The organism is Pseudomonas sp. 32A (assembly GCF_052682255.1).
Genome location: NZ_JBQYLY010000001.1, coordinates 3,658,319 through 3,672,456 on the forward strand (window position 1 = coordinate 3,658,319; position 14,138 = coordinate 3,672,456).

A 14,138-nucleotide genomic window follows, 5' to 3' on the forward strand; every position below is an offset into this window, starting at 1 on the left:
GGGCTGTCCGTAGCATTTGAAGTGGGCATAAAACAAATGTGGGAGCGGGCTTGCTCGCGAAGGCGCAGTGTCAGTCAATACATCTGTTGACTGACCCACCGCTTTCGCGAGCAAGTCCGCTCCCACATTTTTAATCGCGTTTCTACAGGCCCAGCAGGGCCATGCGCTGACGAACCGAAGCTTCAATCCCCGCTTCATCCAGCCCGCACTCGGCCAGCATCTGCGCCGGTTTGGCATGCTCGACATACACGTCCGGCAAGCCCAGATGCAGCACCGACTTGAGGATGTTCTCCCGCGCCAGGAACTCACTGACTGCCGCACCGGCGCCGCCCATGATGGCGTTTTCTTCAAGGGTCACCAGCAGCGCATGGCTGCCGGCGATCTCGCGCACCAGGGCTTCGTCCAGTGGTTTGACGAAGCGCATGTCCACCACCGTGGCGTCGATCTTCTCGGCCACTTTCAAGGCTTCAGCCAATTGCACGCCGAACACCAGCAAGGCAACGTTGCTGCCCTGGCGACGGACGATGCCCTTGCCGATCTCGATAGGCTCAAGGTCCTTTTCGATCACGGCATTCGGGCCGTTGCCGCGCGGGTAACGCACAGCCGCCGGGCCGTTGTACAGGTGGCCGGTGCTGAGCATCTTGCGCAGTTCGTTCTCGTCGCTCGGGGTCATCACCAGCATGCCGGGGATGCAGCGCAGGTACGACAGGTCGAAGCTGCCGGCGTGGGTCGGGCCGTCTTCGCCCACCAAACCGGCACGGTCGATGGCGAACAAGACGTCGAGGTTCTGCACCGCGACGTCATGAATCAACTGGTCATAACCACGTTGCAGGAACGTGGAGTAGATCGCGACTACCGGCTTGGCGCCTTCACAGGCCATGCCGGCGGCGAAGGTCACCGCGTGTTGCTCGGCGATGGCCACGTCGAAATAGCGCAGCGGGAAACGCTCGCTGAATTCCACCAGGTCGGAACCTTCCTTCATCGCCGGGGTGATGCCCACCAGGCGTGGATCGGCGGCGGCCATATCGCACAACCATTCGCCAAACACACCAGAGTACTTCGGCCCGCTGGCTTTCTTGGGCGCAGCAGCCGGGGCGTTCAGCGGTTCAAGCTTGGTGATCGCGTGGTAACCAATCGGGTCGACTTCCGCCGGGGCGAAGCCTTTGCCTTTTTTGGTGACGATGTGCAGGAACTGCGGGCCTTTAAGGTCACGCATGTTGCGCAGGGTGGCGATCAGGGTTGGCAGGTCGTGGCCGTCGATCGGGCCGATGTAGTTCCAGCCCAGCTCTTCGAACAGGGTGCCGGGAACCAGCATGCCCTTGGCATATTCTTCGGTACGACGGGCAATTTCCCACGCGCCGGGCAGACGCGAGAGCACCTTCTTGCTGCCTTCACGCATGCTGGCGTAAGTGCGGCTGGAGAGGATTTTTGCCAGGTAATTCGACAGGCCACCGACATTGCGCGAGATCGACATGTCGTTGTCGTTGAGGATTACCAGCATGTTGGCGTTCACTTCCGGCGCGTGGTTCAGCGCCTCGAAGGCCATGCCGGCGGTCAACGCGCCATCACCGATCACCGCAATCGCCTTGCGATCGCTGTTCTGCAGGCGGGCGGCAATGGCCATGCCCAGCGCTGCACTGATGGAGGTGCTGGAGTGGCCGACGCCAAAGGTGTCGTACTCGCTCTCGGAGCGACGCGGGAAGGCGGCGATGCCGTCCTTCTGGCGCAGGCTGGCCATGCGCTCGCGGCGTCCGGTGAGGATCTTGTGCGGATAGGCCTGATGACCCACGTCCCACACCAGCCGGTCATCCGGGGTGTCGAACACGTAGTGCAATGCGATGGTCAGCTCGATGACGCCCAGGCCAGCACCGAAATGCCCACCGGTCTGGCCGACCGTGTAGAGCAATTCCAGGCGCAACTCATCGGCCAGGGTTTCCAGCTCGGCTTCACCCAGGCGGCGCAGGCCGGCTGGCGTGTTGGCACGGTCCAGCAGGGGCGTGGCCGGGCGCTTGCGGGGAATCTCTTGAAACGTCGTGGGCATCAGGCGAATCGTTATAGGTATAGAAGAGGCGGCAGTTTACCTCAAGCATCGCAAACTGCCCACGCAGAGCGCCGAACTTGGCTGATATGCGGTGGAAAAGGCCGCTGCTGTCAGTGGCGGCGTTCGACGATATACCGCGCCAGGTCACGCAGTGGCTCGGCAGCCGCGTCGAAAGGTCGCAGGGCATCCAGGGCCTGATCCCGCAGCTCCAGGGCGTAAGCCTTGGCGGCTTCCAGGCCGAGCAGTGAAGGATAAGTCGGCTTGTCCCGTGCGATATCGGCACCCTGGCGTTTGCCGAGGGTTGCGGTATCACTTTCAACGTCGAGAATATCGTCCTGCACCTGGAACGCCAGGCCGATGGCCCGCGCGTAGGTTTGCAGCGCCGCCAGTTGCGCGGCTTCGGCACGGCCACTGGCCAGGGCGCCGAGGTGCACGGCGGCTTCGATCAGCGCGCCGGTCTTGTGGCGGTGCATGTATTCCAGGGCTTTTTGATCAAGCTTCAAACCGACCGAGCCCAAGTCAATCGCCTGGCCGCCGACCATGCCGGCAGGCCCTGCGGCCAGCGCCAGCGCAGTAACCATGCGCAAGCGAATCTCGGCGTTGACGCTGCTCAGGCGCGGGTCCAGCAGGGCGCTGAACGCCAGGCTTTGTAGACCGTCACCGGCGAGAATCGCACAGGCTTCATCAAAGGCTTTATGGGTAGTGGGCTGGCCGCGACGCAGATCATCGTCGTCCATCGCCGGCAAATCGTCGTGTACCAGGGAATAAGCGTGAATCAACTCCACCGCACAGGCGGCGCCATTGGCTTCTTCCGCCTGAGCGCCGAGTGCTTCGCAGGCCGCATAGGCGAGCAAGGGGCGAACGCGTTTGCCACCGTTCATCACGCTGTAGCGCATAGCCTCATACAGACGGTTCAGCTCGGGGCTGGGCGCAATAAACAGCGGTTCCAGCGCAGCATTGACCCTGGCCTGGCTGCCGGCCTGATAAGCGTCGATCATTCAGGCTGTTCCGCATCGAAAGGTTCTTCGGCCAACTCCCCATCGCGTTCCAGCAACACCTGGACCTTCTGCTCCGCCTGCGCCAGGGCGCTCTGGCAGTCGCGGGTCAGTCCGATGCCTTGCTCGAATGCGGTCAACGAGTCTTCCAGCGACAACTCGCCGTTCTCCATACGCTCGACCAGGGTTTGCAGGTCGGCGAGGGATTGTTCGAAATCGAGTGCAACTTTTTTGCGGGCCATGGCGGCTATTCCGGTAGACGGTAAACCGGCGCGACACTAGCAGACATGGGGGATTGGGGCAAATGAGTGGGGGGATTTGCCTTGAAAATCAATCGCCTTGAGTGTTGATTTGATAGCGGGTGCTGCGGCCGCCGCCGGGTAGCCGAACCAGGCAGTTTTTTTCCAGAAGATCGGCCAGATGTCGGGTCGCCGTGGCCTTGGACACTTTGGCCACTGCCTGATACTGGGCGGCGCTGATCCCGTGCTCAAAGCCCTTTTCGCCACCGTCGAGCAGGCGATTCAAGACTTTGGTCTGTTCGGCGCTGAGTGCGTGATCCCGATGCTGTTGCCAGAAGCGAGTTTTGCCCAGCACCCGGTCAATCCGCATCATCGCTTGTTGCAGGCTACGAAGCAGTGTTTGCAGGAACCACTCAAGCCAATCGGTGACATCCAGCGTGGCCTTTTGACTGGTTTCCAGTGCGCGGTAATAGCCCGCCCGGTCTTCAAGGATGCTCGCCGACATGGCATAGAAGCGGATCGCCTGGTTCTCTGCCTGGGCAAGCGCGAGGTCGGTAATAGCCCGCGTCAGACGACCGTTGCCATCATCGAAGGGATGCAGGGTGACGAACCAGTAATGCGCCAGGCCTGCGCGCAGCAATGGGTCAAGGGCCGCATGATGGCGACTGGCTTCAAACCATTCGATGAAATCGTCCAGCGACTGCTCTAGCCCTTGGCGGGGTGGGGCCTCGAAATGCACAGTGGGTCGGTCCAGTCGTCCCGACACAACCTGCATGGGCTCATCCCCCCTTAGCGCGCCTACGTTCAAGCCGTGGGTGGAAAAGCGGGCCTCCTCGGCGGGAAATAACCACCGATGCCAGTTAAATAGACGGGTGAGGGTAAACGGTTGAGCAAACTGTTGCGTGGCGTCCAGCATCAAGTCAGCCAGACCCTCGCTGCGCCGGCTCACGGAGCCGCCTTGCAATTGCTCCAGGCCCAGGCGTCGGGCCAAAGAGGAACGTACGGAACCCACATTCAGTTGCTCACCCTCTATTGCCGAGGAGGTCAGAATGTTTTGCAGCAACGCATCCAGTTCATTCTCTGAGCTCTGTGCCTGGCTGACCGAACCGAGCATGCCCAGCAACTTTCCTTGCGCCTGCGTGCACTCTCGCAACAACGCTGCGAGGCGCTCTGGTTGCCAGTGAAAGTGCGGCCAGTCGGGTTGTTGCCAGATCCAGTTCGGGTGATCCATAGAGGCATGCTCTGTGCGTGAGCCGAATAGGGGGCTTATTCGGCTCATTTGGTGAGCCGATTGTGCAAGCTATTCGGCTCATCGTCCAGTCAGCTGCGCACGATCAAGATGCGACGGGTGAGGGCAAATCTTGGTCACCGTTGATGTGACGCACGCGGTCGCGCCGGGCGTGGTCGATGATTAGGTTATTGGCGATGCGATAGAGAAAAGCGCGAACGTCGCCGATCTTCGCGACTTCGCTGTTGATCTGGTGGATGAAGGCGTCATGCACAGTCGTTGGCGATTTCGCGGCAGTTTTACCCTGCGGGTGAAGTACGCCATGAGTTCACTGCGGTGACGGCGGTGGAGCGCGCCGAGGTTGCGGCTGCGAGGGGAGTCGGGCATGGCAGGGCGGCATTTGTGGGGGAATGGTTGAGGTGGGGAATGGTAGAGCGATGAGATTTTCCGCAAAAAAGGATGAGTAGCCTGAGCAGATGGTTGTGAAAGGAGCATGCTTACTATTGGTCGCTGTGCAGAGCGTTGGTAATTGGGTGTGGGGGGCTCAGAAAAAGAAGAATATGCCTGTATTATTTTTCAGCGCTGTATTGGTGAGTTTTATTAGTTTTTTTAATAGGTCAGGGTTCTCGGGGATTGCCGCGATCATTAGGATTTCGAGCATATTCGTCAGTTCGGTAACACTCTGTATACTTTCATCTTCATAGTCGTCTATTAGTTTTCCGAGTTTTGAGTTTATGTTTTCAATGATTCCTGATTTAGTTAGTTGTTGGTATTCGTCTTCGCTCAGGTCCAGTTGTTCTAGTTTGTTCTTAGGGCAAGCGTCCAAGTCTAGAAGTTTCAAGGCTTCCTGGGTCAAAGGTACAGTTATCAGCTTCATTCAAGCGGTTCCTTTTTGAAGTGAGTGACTTCGTTATATTCGCTTTGTGTTCTACCCATCTGTTTGCCGGACTGCAAGATTTTATTGTTTGGTACCGTACCGTTCAAACTTAAATATCTCCTGGTTCCGGGCAGCGATGGATCGTAGACTCTAAAGTAGCCACCATTTAAGTCCTCAATAACTTCTATGCCTGTTTGTGGGTTCTTATAGATTTTCTTGCCTTTGTCAGTAGTCGTCACTATTGGGTTGTGTCCGCCAAATTTTACGATGCTCTCATCTAGGTTCGCCGTCGGCCAGTTAGCCGAGTACTTAGCCGCCCGAGCCGCACCACCCGTCGTTGGTAGTTCAGCTTCACTTGTTTCAACACGTGCTGCTTTGTACGGATCTTCGACCTCGGGGGTTGGCTTACATCCATCCCCACCCGGACAGTTATTCAACCCTAACGGATCCACCCACCCGGTCGGGTTGGGCACGTACTGGTATCCGTTCAGCCCACCCGCCAGCTTCACGGGATCGGGCGTCAGATAGCGGCCAATGTCCGGATTGTAGTAGCGATGACGGTTGTAGTGCAGCCCGCTTTCCGGGTCGAAGTATTGGCCTTGGAAGCGCAGCGGGTTGGTGAGGGTGTTGACGTCCAGCTTCGCGATTTGGCCGTAGGCGCGGTAATGGGCGGACCAAACGATTTCGCCGTCGGGCGCGGTGAGTTCCTGCGGGGTGCCGAGGTGGTCGAGTTGGTAGTGGAAGGGTTTTACGTCTTCCGGGCCATAGCCTTTGAGCAGCGCTAGCGGGCGGAAGCTGTTGGGCTCGTAGATATAGCTTTGGTGGTAAGCGGCGCAGTGTTCGGCGATTAGGGAGTCGCCTTGCCAGAAAAACTCGGTGGTCTGGCCGTTGAGGATTTTGGCGATACGCCGTCCAAACGGATCGTAGCGATATGCGGCCTCGGTACCGTCCGGCTGGGTGACGCTGATCAGGCGGTGCTGGCAGTCGTAGCGGTATTCGGTGATCAACTGCTGCGCCCGGCCTCGACGTTCGCGCAGGAGGTTGCCGAAGGCGTCGTAGTCGTAATGACGGTCGCCTTGCATCAACAGGCGGTTGCCTTTGACGATGCTGGGGCCGACGCGGTCTTGCATCAGCAGGTTGCCCGCCGGGTCGTGGACGAAGCGTTCCTGCAGGTCGTGCGAATGGTTGGCGCGGGTCAGGCGGTCGAGTGGGTCGTAGTGGTAGTCGTGCTGGCCTTTACGGGTGTCGAGGATGCGGGTGAGGTTGCCGCGTTTGTCGTAGTCGTATTGGCGGCGCTGGTGGCGTTGTTCCTGTTGGGTGATGGCGTGGGCGTGCAGGCGGCCCTGGTCGTCGTAGTGGTAGTGGCTGAGAAGTTGGCCTTGCTGGCGCTGATGTTCACGGCCGGATTTGAACAAGTGCGAGGTCAGCGTTTTGCCATTCAGCTCGATGGAGGCAAGGTCGCCGCCTTTGTCGTGGTGGAAGGCCAGGCGGTTGTTGTCGGGCAGGCGCAGGTAGTTGAGTTGGCCGCATTCGTCGTAGCCATAGCGCAAGGTGCCCCAGCCCTGGTGCTCGGCAGTGAGGCGGTTTTGCAGGTCGTATTCGTAGTGGAGCGGCCAGTGGCCGTCGTCGACGCTGAGGAGATTGCCGAGGCGGTCGTAGGTGTAATCGACAATGCTGCGGTCGGGCAGGGTTTTTCTTACGAGGCGCCCGGCCGCATCGCGCGCATAACCGGTAACCAGCTGACTGCCGTCATCGCCGTATTCGGTCTTTTCCAGCAGGTGCCCGGCGAGATCGTAGACGTAGGCGGTGCGGCGGCCATCAAACCCGGTTTCCTGCTGTATCAGGCCGTTGGCGTGGTACTCAAGCCGGTAGGTTTCCCCAACCTCATTTTCGATCTCGGTCAGTAACAACCGAACATTGTCGTAGCGGTATTTGAGTTGCGTGCCGTCCGGATTAATCCGACGGCTGATCAGGTGCAGGCCGTCGGCATACTCATAGCGCGTAACCCGACCCAGCTCGTCGCGTTCGGCAGTGATTTTTCCGTACGGGTTGTAGCTGAATTCGCGAGTGGCGCCGTCGGGCTGAATCACTTTCAGCAAGCGCCCCACGGCGTCCCACTGATACTGGGTCAGCGCGCCATACTCATCCTCGCAAGCAACCTGCCGCCCCAGGTCGTCGTAGCGATAGTGCCTTACGCCACCATTCGCCAGCTTCTCCTCAATGAGCTGACCACGTTCGTCCCAGATCAACCGCTGGCTGCTGTTATCCGGATACCAGACGCCGCTGAGCTTTCCGTGTTGGGTGTAGGTGTATTCGGTGTAATTGCCGTCCGGATCAGTCTTACGGGTGATATCGCCTTGATCGTTACGCTGGTATTTCCACACCGCGTCACCACGGCGCACAACCCGTACGAACCCGTTGTCATGCTCGTAGGACGTGGGCGCATCGTCACCGGGAAACAGCGCAATCAACCGACCGGCTTCGTCGTACTGATAGGCCGTCACCGCCCCCAGCGGGTCCTGCTCGACCGTCAGCCGGCCTTTTTCATCGTAGGATTTGAAGTGCTGCGCGCCGTCCGGATCGATCCGCTGCACCAGCCGAGCGCGCTGGTCGTGGACGTAGACTTCCTGGCTGCCATCGGCGTTGTGTACGGTGACAGTGCCGTTGTCATCCCACACATACCGTGTGTCCATCTGCGAAAAACTGGCCCAGTGGCGGACACACCTTGCAGCCTTGCCAGACCGTTCCCACTCCCAGAAGAAACTCGCCCCACCGGCCAGTTCCCGCTCCAGGATCACCTGTTGATCGTCGTAGCGATAACGTTCGCTTTCGCCGACAGCGTTGGTCGCCTCAACCAACCGCCACGCATCGTCGTACGAGTAGGCAACAACGTTCTGCTCGGTAACCCAGCCGATTTCCCGCTGCACCTGATAGTCGACCGCAACGATGTGTCCACGGTCATATCGCAGCAGCAATCCCTGGCCAACGTGGTTATCGATCCGCTGAATCCGCCCGGAATAGTCGCGGGCAATACGCAGCCGGTTGTCATACGCATCGCTGATCGACGTCAGCACACCGTCGCGGAAGTGGTAGAAAAGGGAGGCTTGAGCCAGCACCAACTCATCGGGCAAAGCACCCAGATAAATCGCCGCTTCCGCCAGGCTATTGGTGATGGCCGGCCGCGCAGCAGAAGGCAGGGGAAAGGTAGTGCTGCGGTTCTCGTGATCGGTCCACACCACCGATTCACCGCTCACCACCAACCGCTGAGCCAGCGCATGACTCCAGCCAAACCCCAACCCGCAATCCACTTCCACCGCACTGCTGCGATACAACCGCGTCCAGGCAAACGGCAGTACACCCTCCAACGAGCCGTCTGTGAGGGTCAGCAGCTCCTCACCGGTAACCATCGATACCGGGCAGCCATTGGTTGCGGTCTTATCTGCGGGCGCCGCCGCGTCACCGCCGGGGTTCTTCGCAGGGGAGGGAACATCATCGACATGCGCTTTCTCGCGAACCACAGTGTTTTGACGCGGCCCCCAGCGCATCTGCACGCCACCTTTTTTCAACCCCTCCACAGCGCCCCGAACCGCCACGGCCTTATAGCGATTCACTGCCCCCATAAAGCTCTGAAGAACGTCGAAAATACCCTTCACAAACTCAATGGCAGCCTCGACAATCCGGGCGCCATACCTCAGCGCACGCGAACTCAGATAAGCGATGCCCGCCGCCGGCAAAACAACCGTCAGCAACGCCGCCACCAACAAGTCGATCAGCAACGACACCACAAACCCGGCCACCGCCTCGGCGGTACTCCCGGCCACCTCACTGGGCGGCAACGCCGACAGCCAAATCATCGCCGTGCGCAACATCAGGTACAGCGCCGCCTCATCACTGGCCAGCAGCATCGCCTGTTCCATAACTTTTGGCGCAGTGCGAGCCAGCTCCATCAATTCGCTGGCTTTCGCCCCGAGGCTTTCAAACAGCTTGCCGGGGTCCTTGAAGATCTCCTGCACCTGCTTGATGGCGTCCCACACCCCGGTGATCGCCGCCCAACTTCCCGCCAGCACGCCATTGCCAATCGCGCTTGAAGTGGACCTTTCCCAATGCGGCCGGAAACCACCCCATTGCATGCGCAGCCAGCTTTCCAGGTCTGCGGTCAAACCGTCGTAAGACGAAAACAGCGCCTCGACCTGCTCGTCCGACACGCCACCTTGCACTCGCACCTGGTAACGCTTGCCGGCCACACAGGGGTGAGAACCTTTCCCCTGTTCATCGAGAATGATGACGGTAGAACTGCCGTCATCCAGCCCAATCACCTCAACCGGGATGCCTCCCAGCGGCACGTCGTACACCGACTCGAACTTGCTCTCGATCTCCAGTACGCCACTTTCCTCACAACGCGCCACCGTCGAGAAGTTGTCATCGGTCATGCTCACCGACGTGCTCGAATCCCCCACCCGAATGATTCGGTCCATTCCCAGCAACGACGGCAAATCTGCCGCATGGCTGACCTTATCCAGCGCTTGCGAATACCAGGCGCCCACCTGCTGGCGATACACCGCCAGGCTCTGATGAAAGCCATCCAGTTCGTGTTCGATATGGGCAATGTGGGACGAAGAAGCAGTCATCCATGACGTCTCTGCAAAGGGGAGGCGTCGGAGTCTGCAACAGCAAAATGGGGCCTGGACGAGTGGTCCGGAAAATCAGATTGGGCTTACGAGGAGGGCGATTTTTTCCGTACCGAGCGGCTGCCCGGCACTACGTAAAACAGCGATTCAGCTCATTGACTGCAGCGAGGTTTTCAGTGGTGCGCTGCATTGACCCTGAGCGTCCTTGAGGTTGGCTTCAAATTCGACCAATCCCCTGTGCATCTTCTGCAGCGCTTCGATTTGCCTCACCAGTTCTTGCTTTTTGTTGGTGATTGCCATGTCCGCCAGCTCCCAAGGCAATCCATCACCAGGATGCCCACCCAGAATCACCTGCAACTCCTTGAGCTTGAAACCCAACTGCTGGGCGCACTTGATAAAACTCAGCAGTTCGACGCTCTGCGGGGAATAAATGCGATAACGACCTTCCCGTTGTGGCGCTGGCAACAGGCCAATGGCCTCATAGTGACGAATCGCTTTGATGGTTGTGCCCGATAGTTGCGCGGCTTTGCCGATGTACATGAAAAGTCCTTTTCCCAAAGAGTGCGCCGGCCTGTTTCAGCCACTGTTCCCGCTGTGCTGGCGTAGAGCCCAACACCGGCCCGAATAGCAACGTCTTGATCGGCTGAATGCCACAAAACGCCAGTGTTGTCTTGCGCATCTGGTGCAGCGCGGGCATGCGGTAAAACCACCTGTAATACCACGCTGGCGTGTCCAGGGTCACCAGCAAATGCGCAGTTCGGCCCTTCAGGAGTTTGTCGGGGAAGGCTTTGCCTTTGCGGTATTTGAAGGCGAAACCAGACAGGAGAATTCGGTCGATAAAGCCCTTCATCAAAGCCGGGATGCCACCCCACCAGATGGGGAAGACAAACGTCAGGTGATTGGCCCAGAGGATGTCGGATTGGGCGTTGAGCAGGTCGGGTTCCAGGGGTTGGGTTTGGTTGTAGCCGTTGTGCAGGATGGGATCGAAAGTCAGATCGCCCAGGCGCAGGACGCGTACTTCGTGGCCGGCTGTTTTGGCGCTGGTGATGTAGGTGTCAGTGAGGGCAGAGCAGAAGCTGGTGCTGGAAGGATGGCCGAGGATGACCAGGATGCGTTGGCTCATGGCGGTGGGGTCCTGAAAGTTGGGGGTTCAGGGTGAGGTGTGACCTTAGGGGGAGAGTCAAGAAGAGGCGGTGATTGGGAATGGCCAGGAAGACTGATCCCTTTCATTTGCAGGACGTTTCCTAGAGAATTCCAAGCGCTTGCGCCAGCAAAATCCCGCGACTAGTCTGCGTTCCGTCACTGCATATTCGGTGATCGGGTTTAGTCGCCCGGACAACGCTAGGCGTACAGCGCCATCTCAAAGCCAGGTATTTATCGCCTGCACTTTATGGTGGCTGTGCGCAGGGCACCTTCGGGTGCGCCGGTGCCTAGCGGCCGGTCGACTAACCTGCGTACAGCTGCCACCTTCTGATCGTTTAGTCGCGAGAGGTTAGTGGTTTAACTCACTGCTAGGAGTTCTACCATGGTCAAAGTTACCCCCGATCCACCCGCATTCCATAAATCCTTACTTCGTGACACTGACGCCTCGCGCCGAGTGATTGATCACTACCTCAAAGCGCCGGACGCACAGCCTTCACCCAACCCGTTTACCGTTGATGACGAACTGAGTTTCGAAGATGCTTTGGCTCATGCTGCCGAGCTGTTGCATTGCGCCGTGGCGACCGCCCAGGCGTCGACCGAGCCGCTGAACGGCGCGCAGCGGGCGGTGATGCATTTGGTGGAGATGTCGAAGGTGGTGGTGGATAGGGCGTTGGATTGCTTGCAGCCGAGGTGAGGATCCTAAGCCGACACTGAGGTAACGATGCATTTGGTCAGCAACCTACTGACCAAATGCTAATCATCACGGCTCAGGGGCGCAGATCCCGGCAGACGATTGTCATCGAGTAACGCTCTCCCCTCAGGCGTATGGCTTGAAGTCGTTGTTGTCGCGAGTGAGTAACTGCATCAGCTTGGGATGGATGAAGAGCTTTTCCTTGCCAACCTGAACCTCTTGCAGAACGCCGATGGCGACTAGTTCTTTGAGGTAACGGGAGGCTGCTTGACGCTGGGCAATCTGTTTGTCGACGACGTTGCTGATGCGGCAGTAGGGCTGTTCGAAAATGACGTCTACCAGCTCGCGGGTGTGCACTACGTGTCGCTATATTTTGATTTCTGCGACACGTCTTGATGTCATGTCGTTGGTAACGACAGGTATGCGAAACGTGTTCTTGGGACGGGCTTTTAGCGACGTATCAGGCGAATGTCCTGAGGATGGAAAAGACGGCTTGCGTGCCTTGGAGCGGTTGGCGCGTTCTCAAATAGCTCGATGCCTGGCAGGTGTAGCGCATTTCTTCCAGGCATTAAAAAGCCGGCTTGTGGCCGGCTTCTCGGGGACTGGTTCAGCTTATTTTTGGTAAGCCTCACCAGCCTTCAAATCGTTCACCCGGACTCGCGCCTGAGTGATAAGGGGCATCAGCGGGAACTCCTCCGCATCGCCAGGCAGGGCGGACCGGCTTCACGCCAACCCCCTACCAAATGTGCGGCGGATAATACCCACATTCACTTCAATTTCCCAGCTCCAGATCCGATTTAGAGCCTTCGTAGGCCAATAAATGCTCATCCAGCGGCACCGGCGGGCGGCGGTTATTCAGTGTCGCCCACCAGAACACCCAGCCCAGAATCTCAAAGTTCTGCTCGTGCCGTTGTTCGTAAGTCAGAAACTCGTCCGGATGCTCGGCGCTGTTGTGGCTGCGCATCCGCAGGCCGCCTCCGGGGCGGTTGTAGAGGTATTTGATGCGCAGCATTCCGTCGTGCTCTACCGCGTAGATTTCGCCGTCGATGATCTGTTTGCGGCCACAGTCGATGGCGAGGGTACTTCCGTCCTGGATGATGTCGATCATGCTGTTGCCAACCATGTAGGCACCGAGTGCCCGCTCCGGGTTTACGCCGATGCTTTCAAGGGCGTGCAGGGAGAGGCGGATGCTTTCGGTTGAGGTGAAGGTGGGGTGGAGGGGAATCTCCACGTCGATTTTTACCGGGCCGGAGACCGGGTGGGTGATGTAGTTGCCTGTGCTTTCCCTGGCAATACGGTGGGAGTTGTCTGCATCGGGGCCGTCCAGTTGGTAGTTGGCGGGTGGATGTTTGGGGCCTTCGCCGGTACGCAGCCAACGGCTGGTGACGCACAGCAGTTCTGCGAACTCGTTGAGCCGGCCCATGGGGACGCCGCGTTTGAACCAGTTGTTTACGTGTTGAGGCGTAACATCGCGGTTCTTGGCGAAGTCGGAAGCGGAAAGATGAACTTCCCGTAATAGCGCTCTTAAGCGATCACCTGATGTATTCATAAACGCAGAGTTTACTGGCCGTAAAAAGAGATCAAATAAACCATGCGTTGAGTTGCCGTATGTAGGTGTTTCCTTATTGCGGGAATGTTCTACTGGTTAACTAAGTTAATTAAACAGTTGCTGTAAATGCGTTTATTAAAGTGCTCGAATGTTTATATTTTTCCCACAAAAAAAAGCCCCGATTAATCGGGGCTTTTTTTGAGCGTGTAGCGGTATCAGCCTTTGTAGGCAGCGACCGACTTCATGATCTCGGCGCGGGCGGCGTCTGCGTTGCCCCAACCGTCGATCTTCACCCATTTGCCTTTTTCGAGGTCTTTGTAGTTCTCGAAGAAGTGTTTGATCTGTTCCAGCAGCAGTGGCGGCAGATCGGTGTATTCCTTCACGTCGACATACAGCTGGGACAGCTTGTCGTGTGGCACTGCGATAACTTTGGCATCGCCGCCGCCGTCGTCAGTCATGTTCAGGATGCCGACCGGGCGTGCGCGGATAACCGAGCCTGGGGTAACCGGGTAAGGGGTCACGACCAGCACGTCGAGGGGGTCACCGTCGTCAGCCAGGGTGTTGGGGATGAAACCGTAGTTGGCCGGGTAGAACATCGGGGTGGCCATGAAACGGTCAACGAACAGGCAGTCGCTGTCTTTGTCGATTTCGTATTTGATCGGCGCGTGGTTGGCCGGAATCTCGATGGCGACGTAGATGTCGTTCGGCAGGTCTTTGCCAGCCGGAATCTTGCTGTAGCTCATTGGG

At 58.4% G+C, this 14,138-nt stretch carries 11 protein-coding genes and 1 pseudogene; 1 reads left to right on the forward strand and 11 read right to left on the reverse strand.

What is annotated here, in order from left to right:
- Positions 1–142: 142 nt before the first annotated feature.
- The 8 genes from dxs to ACUN0G_RS16785 all read right to left on the reverse strand — a co-directional run bounded on the left by dxs (position 143) and on the right by ACUN0G_RS16785 (position 11,131).
- Positions 143–2,041 carry a 1-deoxy-D-xylulose-5-phosphate synthase gene (gene dxs, locus ACUN0G_RS16750; protein WP_093204678.1) on the reverse strand — a complete coding sequence of 633 codons (1,899 nt, stop codon included), beginning with the start codon at positions 2,039–2,041 and terminating at the stop codon, positions 143–145.
- 110 nt (positions 2,042–2,151) lie between these two features.
- The gene (gene ispA, locus ACUN0G_RS16755; RefSeq protein WP_445573848.1) at positions 2,152–3,039 is read right to left on the reverse strand and encodes a (2E,6E)-farnesyl diphosphate synthase; all 888 of its coding nucleotides are present in this window, start codon (positions 3,037–3,039) and stop codon (positions 2,152–2,154) included.
- Positions 3,036–3,278 (reverse strand): exodeoxyribonuclease VII small subunit, encoded by a 243-nt coding sequence (locus ACUN0G_RS16760; RefSeq protein ID WP_003209964.1) that lies wholly within the window; start codon positions 3,276–3,278, stop codon positions 3,036–3,038. Before ACUN0G_RS16760 ends, ispA begins: the two co-directional genes overlap by 4 nt.
- 88 nt (positions 3,279–3,366) lie before the next feature.
- Positions 3,367–4,506 (reverse strand): Fic family protein, encoded by a 1,140-nt coding sequence (locus ACUN0G_RS16765; protein WP_445573849.1) that lies wholly within the window; start codon positions 4,504–4,506, stop codon positions 3,367–3,369.
- A 541-nt stretch (positions 4,507–5,047) separates the two neighbouring features.
- Positions 5,048–5,380, reverse strand: coding sequence for a hypothetical protein (locus tag ACUN0G_RS16770; RefSeq protein ID WP_445573850.1), 333 nt, complete (start codon positions 5,378–5,380; stop codon positions 5,048–5,050).
- Complete coding sequence (locus ACUN0G_RS16775; RefSeq protein WP_445573851.1) at positions 5,377–10,008, reverse strand: RHS repeat-associated core domain-containing protein; 4,632 nt, start codon at positions 10,006–10,008, stop codon at positions 5,377–5,379. The genes ACUN0G_RS16770 and ACUN0G_RS16775 overlap by 4 nt, the downstream gene beginning before the upstream one ends.
- A gap of 147 nt (positions 10,009–10,155) precedes the next feature.
- Complete coding sequence (locus tag ACUN0G_RS16780; protein ID WP_445573852.1) at positions 10,156–10,548, reverse strand: MerR family transcriptional regulator; 393 nt, start codon at positions 10,546–10,548, stop codon at positions 10,156–10,158.
- Entirely contained in the window at positions 10,487–11,131 is a 645-nt protein-coding gene (locus ACUN0G_RS16785) for an NAD(P)H-dependent oxidoreductase (RefSeq protein WP_445573853.1), read from the reverse strand. Before ACUN0G_RS16785 ends, ACUN0G_RS16780 begins: the two co-directional genes overlap by 62 nt.
- A 402-nt stretch (positions 11,132–11,533) precedes the next feature.
- Here ACUN0G_RS16785 and ACUN0G_RS16790 point away from each other — a divergent pair, with 402 nt between their 5' ends.
- The gene (locus ACUN0G_RS16790) at positions 11,534–11,845 is read left to right on the forward strand and encodes a DUF6124 family protein (RefSeq protein WP_063026882.1); all 312 of its coding nucleotides are present in this window, start codon (positions 11,534–11,536) and stop codon (positions 11,843–11,845) included.
- A gap of 123 nt (positions 11,846–11,968) precedes the next feature.
- Here the strand turns inward: ACUN0G_RS16790 and ACUN0G_RS16795 are convergent.
- The 3 genes and pseudogenes from ACUN0G_RS16795 to ppa form a co-directional block, all read right to left on the reverse strand.
- A pseudogene (locus ACUN0G_RS16795) lies at positions 11,969–12,196 on the reverse strand (Fic family protein); the annotation flags it as partial.
- Positions 12,197–12,614: 418 nt separating this feature from the next.
- Complete coding sequence (locus ACUN0G_RS16800; protein ID WP_445573854.1) at positions 12,615–13,391, reverse strand: LexA family transcriptional regulator; 777 nt, start codon at positions 13,389–13,391, stop codon at positions 12,615–12,617.
- A gap of 215 nt (positions 13,392–13,606) precedes the next feature.
- Entirely contained in the window at positions 13,607–14,134 is a 528-nt protein-coding gene (gene ppa / locus ACUN0G_RS16805; protein ID WP_003176323.1) for an inorganic diphosphatase, read from the reverse strand.
- Positions 14,135–14,138: the final 4 nt, after the last annotated feature.

Coding starts and splice junctions, on each gene's coding strand:
- ACUN0G_RS16800 (WP_445573854.1), bottom strand. CDS start 13,391: ATGAATACATCAGGTGATCGCTTAAGAGCGCTATTACGGGAAGTTCAT.
- ACUN0G_RS16780 (WP_445573852.1), bottom strand. CDS start 10,548: ATGTACATCGGCAAAGCCGCGCAACTATCGGGCACAACCATCAAAGCG.
- dxs (WP_093204678.1), bottom strand. CDS start 2,041: ATGCCCACGACGTTTCAAGAGATTCCCCGCAAGCGCCCGGCCACGCCC.
- ACUN0G_RS16775 (WP_445573851.1), bottom strand. CDS start 10,008: ATGACTGCTTCTTCGTCCCACATTGCCCATATCGAACACGAACTGGAT.
- ACUN0G_RS16785 (WP_445573853.1), bottom strand. CDS start 11,131: ATGAGCCAACGCATCCTGGTCATCCTCGGCCATCCTTCCAGCACCAGC.
- ACUN0G_RS16760 (WP_003209964.1), bottom strand. CDS start 3,278: ATGGCCCGCAAAAAAGTTGCACTCGATTTCGAACAATCCCTCGCCGAC.
- ACUN0G_RS16790 (WP_063026882.1), top strand. CDS start 11,534: ATGGTCAAAGTTACCCCCGATCCACCCGCATTCCATAAATCCTTACTT.
- ACUN0G_RS16765 (WP_445573849.1), bottom strand. CDS start 4,506: ATGGATCACCCGAACTGGATCTGGCAACAACCCGACTGGCCGCACTTT.
- ACUN0G_RS16770 (WP_445573850.1), bottom strand. CDS start 5,380: ATGAAGCTGATAACTGTACCTTTGACCCAGGAAGCCTTGAAACTTCTA.
- ispA (WP_445573848.1), bottom strand. CDS start 3,039: ATGATCGACGCTTATCAGGCCGGCAGCCAGGCCAGGGTCAATGCTGCG.
- ppa (WP_003176323.1), bottom strand. CDS start 14,134: ATGAGCTACAGCAAGATTCCGGCTGGCAAAGACCTGCCGAACGACATC.